Genomic DNA, 18,604 nt, shown 5'->3' with positions numbered 1-18,604 from the left:
TCCATTTGTCTCTTGAACCTCGTATGGTACAATCATATTAACAATTAGGAAATGTATAGAAGCGGGCGAGACGTTTGAATATAAAACTAACTCACAAAAAAATTGAAGAAATGTGCGGCACATCCTCCTTCAAAAAAGGAGGCTCTTTTTATCGGGCAAATAAGGTAACCTTCACCAAGTTTACGGATGCTTATTGTGAAGCTACTGTCAGTGGAAAAGAGAATTTTTATGTGACAGTAGAGATGAATGTAGGTAAGGTGGTACAAACGCGGTGCAGTTGTCCGGCATTAGCATCTGTGAAAAAGGATTGTCAGCATATTGCTGCGGTGTTGCTTGCGATACATGATCGCCAGAAACAAGAACAGCACGTTGCGGATGCGGAGCTAGCAAATGGAATGATAGCTATGTTGGACCGGTGCACTGAACGGCCAAGCGGGAAACAGCGTCACTTTGAAAATAGGCAAGGGCTTTCTGTGCTATTTTCCGTAAAACAGCTCACCTTGGATTCCGGAGAGAATATGTTTGGCATTGCACTAAAGTTAGGCACATCAGATGTATGGGATATTCGTACCTTCCTGACAGCCGTCAGAGAAGGGGTGCCTTATGCAGCGAGCGGTTATGACCCAGAACTGCATTATTTTGACACGGATACAGATGCCGTTGTCCATGAGCTGATCCAAGTGGTGATTGATGAGCATATATATGTACATTCAAAGGCGGAAAGCCCCAATCCGTTACTGTTCATTCCAACGTCTGCTTGGCAACGAATCATGCCATTACTTACAGATGTGTCTAATGTAAATCTTGAATATGGTGGACATGTTTATGCCGGGATTCGTTTAGCTGAGGATCGTTTGCCGATGCAGTTTTCCGTTAAGGAAGCAAAGGATGGCAATGGGTACCTGCTTGAAGTGACAGGGTTTGATCGTGTCAGTGTATTTTCGGCGTATAACTTAGTTCTGTATGATGGGGTGATCCTGTCTCTAGAACAAAAAGATATGAAGTATCTGATGGATTTGAAGCAGATGCTGCAGGCTGCTAAAACCGAACCTATAACGATCCCACAGGAACGATTCCCATTATTTATGGAAAATATGGTTCCTAGATTACGGCGATTAGGATCAGTTCATCTATCGAATAAGGTAACGAATCAAGTTGCAAAAATCCCGCTTCAAGCTAACCTATACTTGGATCGGGTGAAAAATCGGCTGCTTGCCAGTGTAGAGTTTCATTATGAAAATATCGTGATCCATCCATTGTCACATCAGCCCATTCAAACAGGATCACTCATTATTCGAGACGTCGAGAAGGAAGATACTATTTTGAAATTGATGGAAGATAGTCAATTTGCGGTAACCGATGAAGGGTACTTCTTGCATAATGAGGAGCTTGAGTATGAATTTTTATATCATATGCTCCCAAAACTTCATGCGCTTGTGAACGTCTATGCGACGACGGCGGTCCGTGCTCGTGTTACAAAAAGCGCTGTTCCACCAAGAATTAAGGTGAAGGCACAGAAGGATCGCATCAACTGGCTGGAATTCAAGTTTGAAATGGAAGGATTTCCTGAGCAAGATATTCGCGAAGTATTAGCAGCGTTGGAGGAAAAACGCAAGTATTATCGACTGCGAGATGGTTCCTTACTGACACTAGAGACAAAAGAATTTGAGGAAATCCAGCGGTTCTTAAAAGCCGTTCCAACGCAGGATGATGATTTAGAAATAGGTGTGCATGTTCCTGTTACGAAGGGATTTCAGCTGTTGGATGCTGCGGATGACGCAGTCTTCACCTTAGAAGCATCCTTTCTACAGTTTTTAAAACGCATCCAGCATCCAAATCCTGATCGCTATCCGATTCCAGATGCGTTACAGTCTGTATTGCATGACTATCAAAAACATGGTTTTCGTTGGATGAAAACCCTAGCTGATTATGGTTTTGGCGGCATTTTAGCAGATGATATGGGTCTCGGAAAAACGATTCAAAGTATCGCGTTTATCATGGCAGAGCTGGATGAAATTCGGAAGCAACAGCTGCCAGTGCTGATCGTTTGTCCATCTTCACTAACCTATAATTGGTTAGAGGAATTGAAGCGGTTTACGCCTGAAATTCGGGCAGGCCTGATTGATGGCAATCGAGCAGCGCGAACGCAAATCCAAATGAACATAATGGAAAAGGATGTTGTGATTATTTCTTACCCGTTACTGCGTAGAGAGATAAACTGGTTTGAAAAGCAAGTCTTCCATACGGTCTTTTTTGATGAAGCACAAGCCTTTAAGAACCCTGTCACACAAACGGCAAGATCCGTAAAGAAATTACAGGCGTACAATCGCTTTGCCCTTACAGGGACACCAATGGAGAATGCATTAGAAGAATTGTGGTCGATTTTTCACGTGGTCTTTCCAGAATTATTCCAAGGCATAAAGGCGTACAGTAATTTGACGAGAAAGCAGATCTCCAGGAGGATGCGTCCATTTCTGCTTCGCCGGCTAAAAGCGGATGTCCTGAACGAGCTTCCGAAAAAAATAGAAGTTAGTGAATCGGTAGAATTATTCCCTGCACAGAAAAAGCTCTATGCTGCTTATTTGGCAAAGCTGCGACATGATACGTTGAAGCATTTAGATAGGGATACCATCCGGAAAAATCGGATTAAGATTCTGGCTGGACTCACACGATTACGTCAGATTTGTTGTCATCCAAGCTTATTTGTAGACGGCTACAAAGGAACTTCTGCAAAATTTGAACAGGTAAAAGGTTTGGTTGAGGAGTCAAGGCATGCAGGGCGAAGGGTATTGATTTTCTCACAATTCACCATCATGCTAGGTTTGATTGGTAAGGAATTAACGGTGCAAGGTATTCCGTATTTTTACTTGGATGGCGAGACACCTTCTGCAGAGCGAGTGAATCGTTGTCATCGCTTCAACTCGGGAGAACGTGATTTCTTTCTTATTTCTATGAAAGCAGGTGGAACGGGGCTGAATTTAACCGGTGCGGATACGGTTATCCTTTACGACATGTGGTGGAACCCGGCAGTCGAAGAGCAAGCAGCCGATCGCGCCCATCGGATTGGACAGAAAAATGACGTACAGGTAATCAAGTTAATCTCAAAAGGAACCATTGAAGAAAAAATGAATGCGTTACAAGAAAAAAAACGAGATCTTATTGAACAGATCATTGACCCTCATGATAACAAAGCCTCCTCGCTTACAGAGGAAGATATTCGAGAAATATTACAATTATAGAATAAATCTTCAGACGTATAGCTTGCTATCTACCCTTTATGATATCGTTTATAGTAGAAAAATCATCTATCAGAAGAGGTATGGAAGACGTGCGAAAAATACAACTATCATCAATTATGTTTTGGGCGATGTTGCTCTTTTATGTAGGTTTATTAATTCAATTACTATTTATGCGAGGGGATGCTGACTTCCGTAGTGTGAACTTTATCCCCTTCGCTTCGATAAACGATTATATCCAAGTCGATGACGGAATACAAACGAGGTTGGTTGATGTAAATGTTTGGGGGAATATCCTCATCTTTATCCCAGCTGGAATTTACTTTATGCTTTTGCGTAAAACGCGTTCGACCTTAGGTGTTTTTTTAACCATCATTGTGATGAGTGTTGCTGTAGAAATTATTCAGTATACATTTGCGATTGGTGCGACCGATATTGATGATGTTATATTAAATAGCTTCGGCGGATTGCTTGGCATCATTCTATTTTACCTAATTATGTTATTTGTAAAGTCCACGGAAAAAGCAAAAAAAATAGTTGCTATTACATCCACTGCAATTGGTATTCCATTGTTTATCCTTGTAATCATCCTCTTTGCTTTTAATCGTTAAAATAAAAAAGCTTGTAAAGAAACAGAAAGTTTCTTTACAAGCCAATGAAGCTAGCAGGCCCTATCGTTTAGTGCCTGTTTTTTATTATGCTTTTTGAACGTTAGCTGCTTGTGGTCCACGATTACCTTGTTCTACGTCAAATGTTACTTTTTGACCTTCGTCTAAAGTCTTGAAGCCTTCGCTTTGAATTGCAGAGAAGTGTACGAATACATCGTCGTTACCTTCACGTTCGATAAATCCAAATCCTTTATCTGCATTAAACCATTTAACTGTACCTTGTTCCATTTTGTTGCCTCCTCGTGCGTTCTCGCACATTATATTACTATCCTTGCCCAAAGCGAATCTCAAGACGAAAAGTAGTTACTCATGCTATCCTTTACACCGAACAAAAATAATTAACTTTAATAATATCATGTAATTTGATGAAATGCAAGCTAATTTAGAGATTGCTCTAAAATAAATTACAAAAAAGAGGCCACGATCTAGAGAGCCTATCCCTGACCTCTTTTTGTCTATCTATTGTAACTGATTTCCTTGTTGTGGCACGGTAGTATAGCTGTTTAACATTTGTGTCATATCCTGCTGCATTAATTGTGGAACTTGATAGTAACCGTGTTTATTTTGATAAAGAAAAATTTCATAGCTTAACTCAATAAAGTTAGGAACGGTATCTGCAATAACCCGACGTAATACAGGGTTTGTCATCTCTACAGCTGTCATTGCTAGTAGTGAAGTTAAGGATTTTGTCTGTCCTAACATATAGGCAGATAATCCTTGGTCGGACAGTTCGTTAATTGAAGCATTTGGTTTTTTTGGTTGTCCAGGTTTGATTCCATAGACCGTATTGTTATCTTGAATCATTTCATATTGTCCTGTAGGTACTTGCGGGTCTTGACCTGTCTGGAAAGTCTGAACAATCGTATTGTATGTTTGGGTAACAAACGCCGATTGGCGCGTTAGGATATCCTTTAATTCCGGATCTTGAATATGCTGATCATACATTTGGTATTGATCCAGCATACTAATAATCCCTGCAATCACCTCGTGCGCATCAAATAATTCATGACCGCCATGGTTTTGCATGGGTTGATTTTGTGGCATATTGCTTGGCTGCTGTTGATTTCCAGGTTGATTCATATTTTGCATCTTACATTCCTCCTATTAATTATTCATCGCAGTTTATATTTTCCTGTTTTCTTCGTTTCATGTATAAATTGGTAAGATTTCAACCATAACCTATTCATAATCCTTCTCTGAAATGGTAACGCTAAGGTCAATACATAATGGAAGGTAGGAGGTAGCATGGGGACATGGGAGCCTGGCTGCTGGTCAGAACATGGGGAATTAAAGGTGGTATTCGTATGTTCACCATCACAAATAAGCATCCCTGATCTAAAAACGGCAGAGGATGTGCAATGGAGTGCACCAGTTCATCATGAAACGGCACAAGCAAATTTTGCTTCCTTTAAAACAGCTTTAGAAGATGCGGGAGTGGAAGTAATCGATTACTCGCAATACTTGGATTCCCAAGGTCAGCAGCTAAGTAGTCAGTTGATCAATCGGTTTTTTGTTAGAGATCTTGCCTGTGTATTTGGAAAGACGATGCTGCCTGGGGAAGCGGGAACCTTTATGAGACGGCCAGAATATGTCCAGGTCCATCAACTAATGAATACATGGTTTCCACAAGCGTTTCGTATGGAGGCAACTAATCATTTGAAAGCTCTGGAGTTTGGTGATGTATTAATTCTTAATCAAGACGTTGTTTGGATTAATGTAGGGATGCGAACAAGCTTGGAAAGTGTGGAAGAAGTAAAGGATCGTATCTTTCAAGCAGGTTTTTCTGAGATAGGTATCCTTAGCTTACCGAGGCGATCGGATACCCTGCATTTAGATATGAATTGCAATGTAGCTGGAGGAGAGCTTATGGTTGCGAAGCAGTTTGTTCGCCATTTTCCAATCCATGTATGGACAGAGCAAGGATCGCATTATGAAATGCCGAAGCAATTCTTAGAGCGCCACGGTTTCGCGGTTTACTGGTTAGAACAATACAATACGATACCAGATATCAACTTTCTTAATTTGGACCCGGAAACGATATTAATTAGTAAACAGGCACATAAACAGATGCTGAAAAAGCATCCAAAAATGGACAAGAAAAAGATTATTGAAGTTGATGTCACTGAATTAGAGAAAGCAGGTGGCGGGATTCGTTGTATGACCCTTCCTCTCGTTCGTTTAAAGTAGGATGTGGCAGAAGAATGAATAAAGGACAGATGAAGTGGTGGCAGCTGTCATTGCTTGGTATTGGATGTACGATTGGTACAGGTTTTTTCCTTGGATCTAGCATCGCAATTCAAAGCGGAGGCAATGCGGTTTTAATTGCATTTTTATTAGCAGCTATTGGCACATATATTGTTTACGATGCATTGGCGAAGCTTTCGGTAAATGATCCTGATAAAGGATCATTCCGCTCCTATGCGAAAAAGGCGTTCGGAAGGTGGGCGGGTTTCAGTAATGGCTGGATATACTGTTTATCTGAGGTATTGATAATGGGTAGTCAGCTGATCGCATTAGGGATCTTTACACAATTTTGGTTTCCTGAGCTGCCATTATGGATGCTTGCAGCAATATATGGGGGCTTGGGCTTGCTCGTATTATTAGCAGGCATGCAAGGCTTTGAGAAGATTGAAAATGGATTCGGTATCGTGAAATTGGCTGCCATTCTAATATTTATCTTTGTTTCCATTATCCTATTAATCAGAGGATTAAATGGAAATTCGTCTGGAACAATGCCCTATCTAATGGATGGTCAGCATTTCTTTACACAAGGTATTACTGGCATCTGGCAAGCCTTATTGTATGCAGTTTATGCCTTTGGCGGTATTGAGGTAATGGGACTAGTAGTCATCGATTTGAAAGATCCCAGGACAGCACCCAAAGCAGGGAAGGTAATGCTTATCCTACTTACTGTAATTTATCTGATTTCGATAGCGCTCGTATTAGCATTAGTTCCTTGGACAATGGTGAACCCAGATGAAAGTCCATTTATTACTGCACTCGAGCTGTATCAACTCCCATTAATCATTGATCTATTTACTGGCATTTTAATTGTTGCTGGATTTTCGACCATGGTAGCTGCGCTTTATGCTGTTATAACATTAGTAACATCACTTGCGGAGGATAAGGACGCCCCAGCTATATTAGCAAAACAGGGGAAATTCAAGGTTCCGATGCCAGCTTTTTTATTTACAGCTGCTGTTCTTTTCTTTTCCATAATCATTGCTTTATTGTTACCAGAGAAGATCTTTGAATATATGACAACGGCTGCGGGTTTAATGCTTATCTATAATTGGTTGTTCATCTTGGCTGCATTTACAAAGCTTGAGAATACGTCGAGTTGGGAGAAAGGGAAAGTTTTGCTTGGGGCGCTGCTCATTGTCATTACAGTAGCTGGTACGACAATGCAGCAAACAAGCAGACTAGGGTTTTACGTAAGCCTGCTCTTTCTTGCCATTATTGGGACTGTTGCAAAAGTAAACGATAAAAGGAACCGAAGCACTATTTGAGAAAGCTGGTGAGCTTACTTTTCATGCGCATAAATGGGCAACTAGAAGGGCTGGATGTATCATCACTTAAGAAATACTGCTTCCATTCATGATTATCCGCTTTTCCATACCATTTAAGGTCAGGATGTGCTGCAATTTCATCGTAATTAGCAAGGCGCTGGCGTATTACCTTTTTCATTTTACGCCCAAAACGGGTATGGTCATTTAAATCCTCAAAAACCCACCTTGGCTGAAAAGCGATGAAAAAGGCTGGAAATTGCCTGCTTTTCCGCAAGCAATGTTCCGGTGTTGCGCAGAAAGCAAAGTAAGGCTCACCATGGAAGCAGAATTCCCATGTATGGTGCATGGGGTCTGTTGGGATGTCTGCTGGCCACTCTTGTTCATCATATGCCGTAACATGATTTAATACGGACCAGAATAATTCGCGGTAATCCGATATCGTATAATTCGCTTTTATGACAGCAGGTGTTTCAAAAAAAACAACCAATGACGTATACTTACCTGTTTCACGAGAACCATTCCCGTATTCCCTTAATGCGGTGGCAAGTTGTTTCGCTGCACCTTCTTTTCTTGGGTCACTGACAAACGTGAATCGAAGTTGATTACTTAAGAAGCCTTGTCGCGCTGGAACACATGGATACGTGTTTGTATCAGCGAGCATGGAAGAGAAGGAACGATAAACTTTCTGTTGCCATAAGGGCAATGATTCCATATGTTCATCGAGCCATGTTTTTTCTACGAGTATTCCCATGTAGCTCTCCTCCTTATACAATAACGTATTAACGGAGAACCAAATAGGTGCATGCCTAATAAAATGAAGGAAGCTTACGTTATTCCATTAATAACAGCAAGGCCTCGTATCCAAAGTAAATTCCAAAGCCAATTAATGTTATACCAGCAATAATGGTGATCACATATAATGCACGTGACTTAAAAAATCGTCGAAAGCTAGTTGCAACACCTGCCATAAACACATCCCATAGAATAATTCCGATAAAGATTCCGCTGCTATAGATCAGAAGTTGCTGATTGCTATACATATCACTTGTTTTTGCCAGCACTGCGCCATAAATACCTAACCAAAAAACAATATTAAGCGGGTTTGAAATGGCCATCCAGAAACCGTTTCGAAAGGATTTTCCCTTTGTCGTTGCTGGAACGGCAGCATTTGCATGTAATGTTTTCTTCGCACCTGCAATACTCTCGATCCCTGTATAGACAAGGATAAAAAAGCCAAACAGCCAAAGAAAAGTTTTCATTAAAGGTGTGGTTAAGAATTGAGCAACGCCAAAGTAAATCAGCAGCATAAACAAAAGGTCACCAATCATTGCCCCCAGACCTACAAGCCATGCATGAAGAAATCCATAATGAATACCCCGATTCAATTGAGCAGCATTAATCGGGCCAACTGGAGCAGATAGGGAAAGACCTAATAAAACATAACTGAAAAAGGTATTCATGAACGGGAAAACCTCCATTTTAAAAGTGCTTGTACTAGTATATTCAAAACATCACCCTGTACAACCGGAAAACAACGGGAGGCTCAATGATTTGCTTGATACGATAAAAAATGTAGATAATGAATATGTATAAAGAATGGAAAGAGATAGTGGAAGGGAGGATTGAAAATGGCAAAAGTTCGAATTGAAACAAAGTCAGGGAAGCTTCGAGGATAAGTTGAGCAAGGTACAAGAGTTTGGAAAGGGATACCTTATGCAAAGCCCCCAGTCGGGGAATTACGGTTTCGCCCCCCCAGCACCGTTAAATCATTGGGAGGGGGAACTAGACGCCACTGAATATGGTCCGAGCCCGCAAAATCCAGAGGTAGCAGCATCGATTGGGGCAACCGGGGCCTCGATGTCAGAAAATTGTTTGAACTTAAATGTATGGGCACCAACGAAAGATGCCGCTAAACTTCCTGTCATGGTATGGATTCATGGGGGAGCTTTTCGAGCTGGTGCGGGTAATAGCCCCTTGTATAATGGAGCAACCTTATCTGCACAGGGAAATGTGGTTGTCGTCACCATCAATTATCGATTGGGTCCACTTGGATTTTTATATCTTGCTGGGTTGGATGAACGTTTCACGGGAAACATTGGCTTATTAGATCAGATCGCAGCACTGAAATGGGTGAAAGAGAATAGCATTACCGAAAGAGCAGGCTGCCGCAATAGCTGAAGCGTTTATACAAGAACTTGGGCTCGATATCCATCAAGTAGATCAATTAAAGGATATCGCAACCTCAGAAATCCTAGCTGCTAGTGAACATGTTGGCCAAGGGAAAGAATGGGTATTACCGATGCCTTTCCAACCAACAATTGATGGGTATACATTACTTGAAGAACCAGTTGACGCATTTCGCAATGGGATGGGCTTGCTGCACATATTCCAATTATCATTGGTACAAATCATGATGAAGGAGCTTTCTTCTTTACACCTGAATCACCAATCGCCTCTGAAGAAGCGATGACAGCGATGATTGAAAAGGTTATTGGAAAACCAGCTGCTAAACAGGTGAGCGGCCTTTATTCACCGTCACTGGAAGGGCAATCACAATTGATGACCGATTTTGTATTCTGGAAGCCGTCTATTGAATTAGCGGAGGCTCAAGCTGATCATGCCTCCGTCTGGATGTATCGGTTTGATTGGCATATCCCTTCTCATCCACAACTTAACAAGGCAGCGCATGCACTTGAAATACCGTTTGTGTTTCAAAATTTATTCTATTTTACCCCATTTGAGGTTCAAATAGATCCTTCGATGCTAGCATTATCGCAGCAAGCATGGGTGTCGTTTGCAAAGACGGGTAATCCAAATAATACAGAAAAATTAGCATGGCCAACTTATCATTTGAACGATCGTCAAACTTTGATCTTCGATAATCCAATGAAGGTTGTTGAAGACCCATATAGGGAAAAGCGGAAGATTTTTACCATTCATTAACTTTAAGGGGAGGAAACCAACATGCAGGACAAGTTTAAAAAAGGAGTAAATAACCTGTCAGATCAGGATAAGGTTATTTGTGTTGGCGATATGATTCAATGGAAAGGCGGAAATGCTCATTATGTAAGAAGAAAAGACAATGGGCAGGTTTACTTGGAGCTATATCAAAGTTGGCATCCGGTGCCATTTCCTGGAGACCATCAGATGGCAGAAAGGGGTTGGGATAATATTCGCCACTTTAATTATGATCTAGGAAAATACACAAATCAGATCTATGCTGTTAAAGCAACAAATGAGTCACAGTTACCAGATTTTTATCGGTTATCCGTGGACGATGCACATAGGGTGGCATTAGAGAATAATTAATTAAGTTCTTCTATCGGTATTCTACGAGTCTATATGGATCATAGGGAGAAGGATATCCATTTTTATCACAACCTGCTTATGCATAGATCTACGGAATAAAGAAATACTAATGTAATCAAATCATGTAACCTTCATCAATAACCGTCTAGAAAGGACAAGATAGAGATGAAAAAGGTGACAAGTGTATTTTGGATTACATTAGGGATTACATTAGCTTTATCTATTTGGGGCTCGATAGCTCCGTCACAATTTGAGGATAGTTCGGTAACCGTCATGGATTTTATTTCGGGACATTTTGGCTGGTTTTATTTAATTATTGTCTCTTTCTTCGTGATTTTTTGTCTGTATTTAATTTTTAGTCCATACGGAAAGATTAAACTGGGGAAGCACGATGATAAACCAGAATTTAGCTATCCGACTTGGTTTGCAATGTTGTTTAGTGCAGGAATGGGGATTGGATTAGTGTTTTATGGTGTTGCCTCCCCTGTCTCACATTACATAAAAACACCTCCAGTAGCTGAACCTGGTACGGTTAAGGCGCTTGAGGATGCGCTACGTCTTACCTTTTTCCATTATGGTGTTCATGCATGGGCGATCTATGCAGTAATTGCATTGGTACTTGCTTATTTTACCTTTCGTCATGACAAGCCTGGGTTAATCAGTGCAGCATTAGAACCGTTGTTTGGAAATGCAATGGAAGGTGTCTGGGGAAAAACGGTTGATGTAATTGCGGTATTCGCTACGATTGTTGGTGTGGCAACCACGTTAGGGTTTGGTGCTGCACAAATTAATGGCGGGCTTTCTTATCTGCTTGGAATTGATAATGCGTTCTGGGTACAACTCGTAATTATTCTAGTAGTAACTGTGCTATTTATGTTGTCTACCTATACAGGGCTTAGTAAAGGGATCAAGTATTTAAGTAATACGAATTTGGTTCTAGCAGCATTGTTATTTCTGGCAGTTTTGATACTTGGACCAACCATGTACATTGTAAATTCATTTACGAATACGATTGGAACCTATATTCAAAGCTTGCCAATCGAGAGTTTTCGTATAGCGCCCAATGATTCAGATGAACAACAATGGATTATCGATTGGACGGTCTTTTTCTGGGCGTGGTGGATTGCCTGGTCTCCCTTTGTGGGTATCTTTATTGCACGGATATCCAGAGGGAGGACGATTCGTGAATTCCTATCCGGTGTGCTCATCGTACCATCGGTGGTTGGGTTCCTATGGTTTTCAGCCTTTGGGATGGCCGGGATTCAGGCGCAAAATAGCGGCGTGGATATCGCAGGCCTTCCGGATGAGCAAGCATTATTTGGAATGTTTTCCAACTTGCCGTTTAGTGTTGTACTTTCCATCTTGGCTCTCCTATTAATAAGCACTTTTTTTATTACATCAGCTGATTCTGCAACCTTTGTTCTTGGAATGCAGACGACAAATGGATCATTATCTCCATCCACCCCTGTGAAGTTCGTCTGGGGGTTTGCCCAATCGGCGATAGCTGCTGTCCTTTTATATACCGGAGGACTTCAAGCATTGCAAAATGCGTTGATATCTGCAGCTTTTCCGTTTTCCATTATCATGCTGCTGATGATTGTCTCGTTTTATAAGGCATTGAAGAAAGATAAGAAGCAACTATCCAAATAACTTCATTGTAACAGCTCCTGATGGATTAATCAGGGGCTTTATTTGTCCATTTGATGTTATACTTATGCTAAGAGAGGTGAGCCAGAGAAGATGCAACGTCTAATCTTTGAACAAGCATGGGCTAAAACAATTGACCCCAATGATCGTCGTACGATTGAACAGGTGTTTGCAGAGGCAAATGCATCGGAAACAAACCAAAGCTTTGTTCCATTACAGCAAGCACGTAATCATCGTGGCGATTTACTGATCATGGTAATAATTCAAAATTATACGAGTGAACAATGGACGCTTGATCCGATCACATTAACTTATTATGAAAACGAAAATTGCGTTGCTACGCATACGTTTTCTGATCCACGTTTGATATTAGATGCGAAATGCAGCATGCCTTGGACGTTTATTTTCCCCAAGACCGTTATCCAACAAGAACCAAGCTTCATAAATGGGTATCTGAAAGAATAACAAATGATCTTTATATTGGAGGAAGGATAAGATGGAGAAACGAATACTTGTAATCAATTTAAAACCCGAACTCGTACAAATAGAAAGATTAAAGCAAATGCTGCCAAATTGGGAAGTGGTAGCAGATAATGACCCAGATCATCTCGAACATTACTTAAAGGAAGCAGAAATTATTTTGCACTGGAAAAAGGCTATTGCTCCAACCATCCTAGAAGAAAATACGAGGTTAAAATGGATCCAAACATGGAGTGCTGGTGTCAATAATCTGCCTCTGGAAGCACTGCAAGCAAGGGGGGTTTGTGTAACCAGTGCAAATGGTGTGCATGCGTACCCCATTTCCGAGACTATTTTTGCCTTAATGCTTGGCTTTACCCGAAAAATACATACCTATGTGCGCCAGCAGCAAGTGAAAACATGGCATCATGCGCATCTTAGTGGGGAAATACACAAGAAAACCATTGGCATCATAGGTGTGGGTGCAATTGGTAAGGAAACCGCCAAAATAGCCAAGGCATTTAAGATGAAAGTTCTTGGCGTACGTCATTCTGGTAATCCGGCCGACGATGTTGATCAAATGTTTCAGCCAGAACAACTGGATGAGATGCTGCCGCAATGTGATTATGTGGTTATTACCCTTCCGTTAACGACTGAGACAACCCATATGTTTGCTGCTCCTCAATTTAAGCGAATGAAGGATTCCGCGCTACTTATCAATATAGGTAGAGGTCCGATTATTCAAGAAGAAGACTTAATTGAAGCTTTGGAACAGAAGGAAATTGCTGGTGTTGGGTTAGATGTTTTTGCTACAGAACCATTACCGGAGGATAGTCCGCTTTGGGAAATGGATAATGTCATTATTACCCCGCATACAGCGGGCGCTACAGAATATTATGCCACCCGGGTCATAGAGGATATTTTTCTCCCGAACCTTGAACATTATATCCAAGGAGAAACGCCCAATAAGAATCTCGTGAATTTCGAAAAAGGGTATTAATGAACGTCGCTCCCACCTTTCGTTGAGTCCATCTAGGTGAGGGAGCGACGTTTGCTTTCATATCGATACTCCCTTTCTTAAGCATGCTTCATTAAACAGGGAGTTGATCCCCTTCATAATCAACCTCAAACCCTAAATCCTCTAACATTTGGTGATCTTTTGTTCCTTCTTGCCCTGCAGTTGTTAAATAATCTCCTATAAAAATAGAGTTTGCAGGATATAATCCAAGTGGCTGGAGACTGCGTAAGTTTACTTCACGGCCCCCAGATATACGAATTTCTTTAGTTGGGTTAATAAATCGGAATAAGCATAATACTTTCAAACAATATAACGGATTCAGCTCATCGGTTCCTTCTAATAATGTTCCTTCCATGGCATGAAGGAAGTTAACCGGAATCGAATCGGCGTCTAATAATTTCAAGGCTGTTGCCATCTGGATTACATCTTGTTTTGTCTCTTTCATTCCAACGATAACGCCAGAACAAGGGGAAATGCCTACCCGTTTTGCGTAATTAACGGTAGCCACCCTATCCTGATACGTGTGGCTTGTCGTAATATTATCATGATGGTTTTCCGATGTGTTGATATTATGATTATAACGGTCTACCCCGGCCTCCTTCAGCTGTTCAGCCTGTCCTGGCTTGAGGATACCAAGGCATGCACAAATTTTTAAATCATATTTCTCTTTAATTTCTTTGACTGCGCTTGTTATCTGATTCAACTCACGATTGGTCGGCCCACGCCCGCTAGCAACAATGCAGTAGGTGCCAGAATGAAGTTGATGTGCTTTTTCAGCACCCTGTACGATCGTATCCTTTTGCATCATCCGATATTTTTCAATCGGATTGGTAGAGTCTCTAGATTGTGCACAGTATCCGCAATTTTCAGGGCATGCTCCTGATTTTGTATTTATAATCATGTTCAACTTCACTCTGTTTCCATAATATTTTTTTCGAATACGATAGGCACTATGTAGTAATTCCAGAATACGGTCATCTGGGTATTCTAAAATCTGCATTGCTTCCCCTTCCGTAATGGTATAGCCTGCTAGTACATCTTCTGCTAACGATTGAAAATGAATCATTCTATTCCTCCTTCACGTCATCTATAACAATATATTTCTTTTTTAAGCGCTTGTATCCAATCGCATTCGTGCTGATTGATGGATGATCAAATAAATACGTGGTGCGATCATTGCTGCAACAAAAATTGTTAATAGGTCAATAGGTAAGTATGCCAGCATTATCAACCATGCATCCACATAGGTAATACTCTGATTTGCATCCATAAAATAGGCGAAAGAAAGATACATATAATTGGTTCCAATGAGGTAATTAAAGAGCAGCCCAATTATGGATGCAGCGATAAATCGTTTCATCGTTGGTTGTTGCTTATATTCGATTACTTTTCCTGTTATATAGGCGGTAAAAATAAATGAAAGAATGAACCCAAATGTTGGACTAAGAAGGGTGCTAAGACCACCTTTTAATCCTGCAAACACGGGCATGCCTGTTAGTCCAATAAGAACATAAACAACCATAGCAATAGCTCCTCGTCGACCGCCGAGCAAAGCTCCTGATAAAAAACAAAAAAATGTTTGTAAAGTAATTGGTACACCACCAATTTGCAGGAAAGGTGCCCAGGCGGTTATATTTGCACCAATGCTCATAAATGCAACAAACATGGCTATCAGGCTAAGATCAGTAACAGAAAGCTGTTTCGGCTGTCTCAAGATCATGCCCCCTTCCAGCCTTCCCCACATTTGTAATCTAACAAACTTTTAAGCGGTAAGGATTTATTTAGTAACTCAGCAACATCCTTCGCATGAAATGACGCTATCCACGGTAGTACAGCTAGAACAGGAATACCTGTTAATTCTTCAATAAATTCCGGATTCGTTTGTTCAGCGACTCCTTGATTTTTATCATCTAGTCCATTTAATATAATTCCGGCTATTTCAATTCCCAGCTGTTTTGCGTATGCAATGGTTAACCATATATGGTTTACCGTACCTAGCCCCACTCTCGCAACCAATAACAATGGCATTCCAATGGCCTTTGCTACGTGTGCAGCAGAATATTCTCTGCCGAAAGGAACGGCAAGGCCGCCAGCGCCTTCTATAATGAAAAAATCATGTGTGTGTTGAATCTTTTCCCAAGCTTGGACGAGCTTTTCAAGTGTAATCAAGCGACCTTCTCGTTTTGCTGCTACATATGGAGCTAAAGGTTCAGCAAATTGAAACGGCGTAATCTGTTCAAGTGAATTCGCATCTCCGGAGAATGCTTTTAAAATGGATGTGTCACTCATCGGATCTTCTCTTTTTTCTCCACTTAACATTGGCTTAAAAACTCCAACATCTACCCCTTGCTGCTTTAATGCACCTGCTATTCCGGCACCAACAAAGGTTTTACCAATTCCCGTATCAGTTCCAGTAATAAAAAAACCTTTTCTATTCATCTCCTACCCTCACTTTATTATTTTTTAGTAGATGCTAGTCCGACATTTATTCGATTTGTTACTATATCGATCGATTCCGTCATAATCTCTATCATTTCATGTAGTTCTTGTTTTGTACTAGCGAGTGGAGGCATGAACACGATCGTATCGCCCACTGGCCTTGTTAACATACCAAGCTCACGCATTTTTAAGGAGATAGCATAACCAACTCTTTGGTCCCAAGGGAAAGGTTTCTTAGTCGTTTTATCTTGTACGATTTCAATTCCCGTCATGAAGCCAAGCTGCCTAATATCGCCAACATGTTTTAATTTAGATAGTGTAGTGAGCTTATTCTGTATGAAAGTCGTATTTTCTTTGACGTGATCAATGGTTTTTTGTTTATCGAACAGATCAATATTAGCCAGAGCGACCGCGCATCCTAATTGATTACCAGTGTAAGAATGTCCATGAAATAGCGTTTTTAATTTTGTATAATCATCGTAGAATGCGGAATATATTTCTTCTGTTGAAATGGTGGCAGCAATTGGTAAATACCCTCCTGTTATTCCTTTTCCAACCGTCATAATATCTGGATCTACATTTTCATGGTTGCAGGCAAACATTTCTCCTGTTCTACCAAAGCCAGTTGCAACTTCATCAAGAATTAGCAGAACATTATATTTTTCACATAATGCCTTTACACCGGCTAGGTACCCGGAAGGCATGAGCCGCATTCCGCCTGCCCCTTGCATCATAGACTCTACCGTAATACCCGCAATCTCTTGATGATGATGATAGAATAGATTTTCTAGTTCTAATAAACTTTCATCTTTGCAAGCATCTGGATCTCCACTTGAATGTCGATACACATAAGGGAAGGGAATGTGAAAGCTATCAAAAGTAAGTGACTGATAAATACGGTGAAAAATGTCAACGGCACCTACACTAACAGCACCAATTGTATCCCCATGATAGCCATCTTTCATCGTAACAAACTTTGTTTTTCCGTTTATCCCTTTGTTTTTCCAATATTGAAAAGCCATTTTGAGAGCTATTTCAACGGCTTCCGCACCACTATCAGAATAGAACACTCTAGTTAGGCTAGGGGGAGTTATCTCTACCAATTTCCTCGCTAATTCCGTTGCTGGTAGATTAGTCATACCCAGTAGTGTAGAATGAGCGATTTGATTCAATTGTTCACGAATGGCACGGTCTAATTCTTCCTTTCGATGGCCATGGACATTAAGCCATACGGATGAGAAACCATCATAGTATGTATTACCTTGAATATCCTTGAGCATGATCCCTTCACCACTTTTTATTATGAGTGGATTTTCATCATAATCTTTCATTTGGGTAAACGGCAGCCAGAGATGTTGTTTGCTCATCTCTACTAGTTCGTCGATGTTTGTCATTGTTAAACCTCCCTAAAAATTATTGTTAACCTAATATTATTTCGGTTAACAATAATGAAATCATATATCTATAAAGAGGTCAATAGCCTTTAAGAATGAAAGGGCCCTTTTGTTGACTTTTGGGCTTTAAAGCATCTATTTTAAGTAAGTAGAGTAATCATCACAGGAGTGAATCGAATGAAGGTATTATGGGATTTTGACGGGACGTTAATCAATACATATCCTAGTTATGCAAGGCAATTCCAACAAGTACTGCCTAATAGCGTAGATAAGCAGACGATTTATGAGCAATTAAAGATCTCTTTTTCCCATACAGTAAGTTATTTTCAAATGACAGAAGCACAAGAAAGAGAAGTTCGCAACCTAGTAGATAGGATTTCACCTGCTGAATTGCTTCCGTTTGAAGGAATAGAGCAAGTACTACGTGTTGCTGATACAAATGTGATTATGACCCATAAGGATCGGAGAAATTTACTGCGCATTTTAAAACAGCATGGGTTGGATCAATACTTTAAGGATGTGGTAACAATCGATGATGGCTTCCCACGTAAACCGGATACTGCTTCGTATGCGTATTTACATGATCGACACAACCTAGATTTAGCAGTAGGCGATCGCGCTATTGACTTAATACCAGCGAAGAAATTAGGCATACAAACATGTAGTTTCCAGAATTCTCAAGTCGATGCCGATTATCATATTGATAGCTATTTGGAGTTTTTTGAGGTTGTGAAATAACTTGTTTAAAGGAGAACGGGAGATGAGTAATCTGGTAAAGACGAATCGAATGATCTTCATAGAAGAAGTCTTCTATAACATGAACATCCTAATATTAAGACGAAGCGTGTGTAATCATCTGACCATAACCGCAAGAATAAGGACGATAAAAAGAAGAATTTTTTGTTAAACTAATGGTATCCATAAA

At 40.6% G+C, this 18,604-nt stretch carries 21 protein-coding genes; 13 read left to right on the top strand and 8 right to left on the bottom strand.

The genetic code is table 11. The features are described from left to right. Nucleotides 1–74: 74 nt before the first annotated feature. Both JKP73_RS06300 and JKP73_RS06295 read left to right on the top strand, forming a co-directional pair. Nucleotides 75–3,239 carry a DEAD/DEAH box helicase gene (locus JKP73_RS06300; RefSeq protein WP_188942702.1) on the top strand — a complete coding sequence of 1,055 codons (3,165 nt, stop codon included), beginning with the start codon at nt 75–77 and terminating at the stop codon, nt 3,237–3,239. Nucleotides 3,240–3,277: 38 nt separating this feature from the next. After that, nucleotides 3,278–3,847, top strand: a complete 570-nt coding sequence (locus tag JKP73_RS06295) for a VanZ family protein (RefSeq protein ID WP_081674635.1) — start codon at nt 3,278–3,280, stop codon at nt 3,845–3,847. 84 nt (nt 3,848–3,931) lie between these two features. Here the strand turns inward: JKP73_RS06295 and JKP73_RS06290 are convergent, their stop codons facing one another. Both JKP73_RS06290 and JKP73_RS06285 read right to left on the bottom strand, forming a co-directional pair. Then, nucleotides 3,932–4,132 (bottom strand): cold-shock protein, encoded by a 201-nt coding sequence (locus JKP73_RS06290; RefSeq protein WP_021290139.1) that lies wholly within the window; start codon nt 4,130–4,132, stop codon nt 3,932–3,934. 231 nt (nt 4,133–4,363) lie between these two features. Beyond that, entirely contained in the window at nt 4,364–4,993 is a 630-nt protein-coding gene (locus JKP73_RS06285; RefSeq protein ID WP_370457689.1) for a spore coat protein, read from the bottom strand. 156 nt (nt 4,994–5,149) lie between these two features. Between JKP73_RS06285 and JKP73_RS06280 the strand changes: the two genes are divergently transcribed. Together JKP73_RS06280 and JKP73_RS06275 are read left to right on the top strand one after the other, a co-directional pair. Beyond that, nucleotides 5,150–6,091, top strand: coding sequence for an arginine deiminase family protein (locus JKP73_RS06280; protein WP_200411008.1), 942 nt, complete (start codon nt 5,150–5,152; stop codon nt 6,089–6,091). Between the two features lie 14 nt (nt 6,092–6,105). Then, nucleotides 6,106–7,413 (top strand): amino acid permease, encoded by a 1,308-nt coding sequence (locus tag JKP73_RS06275; RefSeq protein WP_021290136.1) that lies wholly within the window; start codon nt 6,106–6,108, stop codon nt 7,411–7,413. On the opposite strand, the gene JKP73_RS06270 is transcribed toward JKP73_RS06275, so the two are convergent. Next, entirely contained in the window at nt 7,406–8,164 is a 759-nt protein-coding gene (locus JKP73_RS06270) for a YqcI/YcgG family protein (protein WP_200411007.1), read from the bottom strand. The two genes, JKP73_RS06275 and JKP73_RS06270, sit on opposite strands and share 8 nt — an antisense overlap. A gap of 79 nt (nt 8,165–8,243) precedes the next feature. Next, nucleotides 8,244–8,873 carry a LysE family transporter gene (locus tag JKP73_RS06265; protein WP_021290134.1) on the bottom strand — a complete coding sequence of 210 codons (630 nt, stop codon included), beginning with the start codon at nt 8,871–8,873 and terminating at the stop codon, nt 8,244–8,246. Here JKP73_RS06265 and JKP73_RS23395 point away from each other — a divergent pair. The 8 genes from JKP73_RS23395 (at nt 8,872) to JKP73_RS06240 (ending at nt 13,828) form a co-directional block, all read left to right on the top strand. Then, on the top strand, nt 8,872–9,006 hold the full coding sequence (locus JKP73_RS23395) for a hypothetical protein (protein ID WP_267903252.1): 135 nt from the start codon (nt 8,872–8,874) through the stop codon (nt 9,004–9,006). The two genes, JKP73_RS06265 and JKP73_RS23395, sit on opposite strands and share 2 nt — an antisense overlap. A 51-nt stretch (nt 9,007–9,057) precedes the next feature. Next, nucleotides 9,058–9,591, top strand: coding sequence for a carboxylesterase family protein (locus JKP73_RS23080; RefSeq protein ID WP_234447065.1), 534 nt, complete (start codon nt 9,058–9,060; stop codon nt 9,589–9,591). 121 nt (nt 9,592–9,712) lie between these two features. Beyond that, nucleotides 9,713–9,883, top strand: coding sequence for a hypothetical protein (locus tag JKP73_RS23075; RefSeq protein ID WP_021290131.1), 171 nt, complete (start codon nt 9,713–9,715; stop codon nt 9,881–9,883). Further along, nucleotides 9,805–10,356 (top strand): carboxylesterase family protein, encoded by a 552-nt coding sequence (locus JKP73_RS23070; protein ID WP_306465017.1) that lies wholly within the window; start codon nt 9,805–9,807, stop codon nt 10,354–10,356. The genes JKP73_RS23075 and JKP73_RS23070 overlap by 79 nt, the downstream gene beginning before the upstream one ends. A 21-nt stretch (nt 10,357–10,377) precedes the next feature. Next, the gene (locus JKP73_RS06255) at nt 10,378–10,722 is read left to right on the top strand and encodes a hypothetical protein (RefSeq protein WP_021290130.1); all 345 of its coding nucleotides are present in this window, start codon (nt 10,378–10,380) and stop codon (nt 10,720–10,722) included. 165 nt (nt 10,723–10,887) lie between these two features. Then, on the top strand, nt 10,888–12,372 hold the full coding sequence (locus JKP73_RS06250) for a glycine betaine uptake BCCT transporter (RefSeq protein ID WP_021290129.1): 1,485 nt from the start codon (nt 10,888–10,890) through the stop codon (nt 12,370–12,372). A gap of 90 nt (nt 12,373–12,462) precedes the next feature. Continuing rightward, a complete protein-coding gene (locus JKP73_RS06245) occupies nt 12,463–12,834 on the top strand; it encodes an SLAP domain-containing protein (protein WP_038241819.1) in 372 nt (123 codons plus the stop codon). Between the two features lie 31 nt (nt 12,835–12,865). After that, on the top strand, nt 12,866–13,828 hold the full coding sequence (locus JKP73_RS06240) for a D-2-hydroxyacid dehydrogenase (protein WP_038241821.1): 963 nt from the start codon (nt 12,866–12,868) through the stop codon (nt 13,826–13,828). A 91-nt stretch (nt 13,829–13,919) separates the two neighbouring features. Here the strand turns inward: JKP73_RS06240 and bioB are convergent, their stop codons facing one another. From bioB to bioA, 4 genes are read right to left on the bottom strand one after another with little or no spacing between them, the layout of a single operon-like run. Beyond that, entirely contained in the window at nt 13,920–14,912 is a 993-nt protein-coding gene (bioB, locus tag JKP73_RS06235) for a biotin synthase BioB (RefSeq protein ID WP_200411006.1), read from the bottom strand. Nucleotides 14,913–14,954: 42 nt separating this feature from the next. After that, on the bottom strand, nt 14,955–15,566 hold the full coding sequence (locus JKP73_RS06230; RefSeq protein ID WP_051170027.1) for a biotin transporter BioY: 612 nt from the start codon (nt 15,564–15,566) through the stop codon (nt 14,955–14,957). Then, complete coding sequence (gene bioD, locus JKP73_RS06225; protein WP_188942688.1) at nt 15,563–16,285, bottom strand: dethiobiotin synthase; 723 nt, start codon at nt 16,283–16,285, stop codon at nt 15,563–15,565. The genes JKP73_RS06230 and bioD overlap by 4 nt, the downstream gene beginning before the upstream one ends. Nucleotides 16,286–16,302: 17 nt before the next feature. After that, on the bottom strand, nt 16,303–17,679 hold the full coding sequence (bioA, locus tag JKP73_RS06220; protein WP_200411005.1) for an adenosylmethionine--8-amino-7-oxononanoate transaminase: 1,377 nt from the start codon (nt 17,677–17,679) through the stop codon (nt 16,303–16,305). 177 nt (nt 17,680–17,856) lie between these two features. Here bioA and JKP73_RS06215 point away from each other — a divergent pair, with 177 nt between their 5' ends. Further along, nucleotides 17,857–18,417: an HAD-IA family hydrolase gene (locus JKP73_RS06215; RefSeq protein WP_200411004.1), complete on the top strand. Its 561-nt coding sequence runs from the start codon at nt 17,857–17,859 to the stop codon at nt 18,415–18,417. The last annotated feature ends 187 nt before the right edge of the window (nt 18,418–18,604 follow it).

This window comes from Virgibacillus salexigens, assembly GCF_014905415.1.
GTDB lineage: Bacteria > Bacillota > Bacilli > Bacillales > Amphibacillaceae > Virgibacillus > Virgibacillus salexigens.
This window is presented reverse-complemented; position numbering and strand designations above follow the sequence as displayed.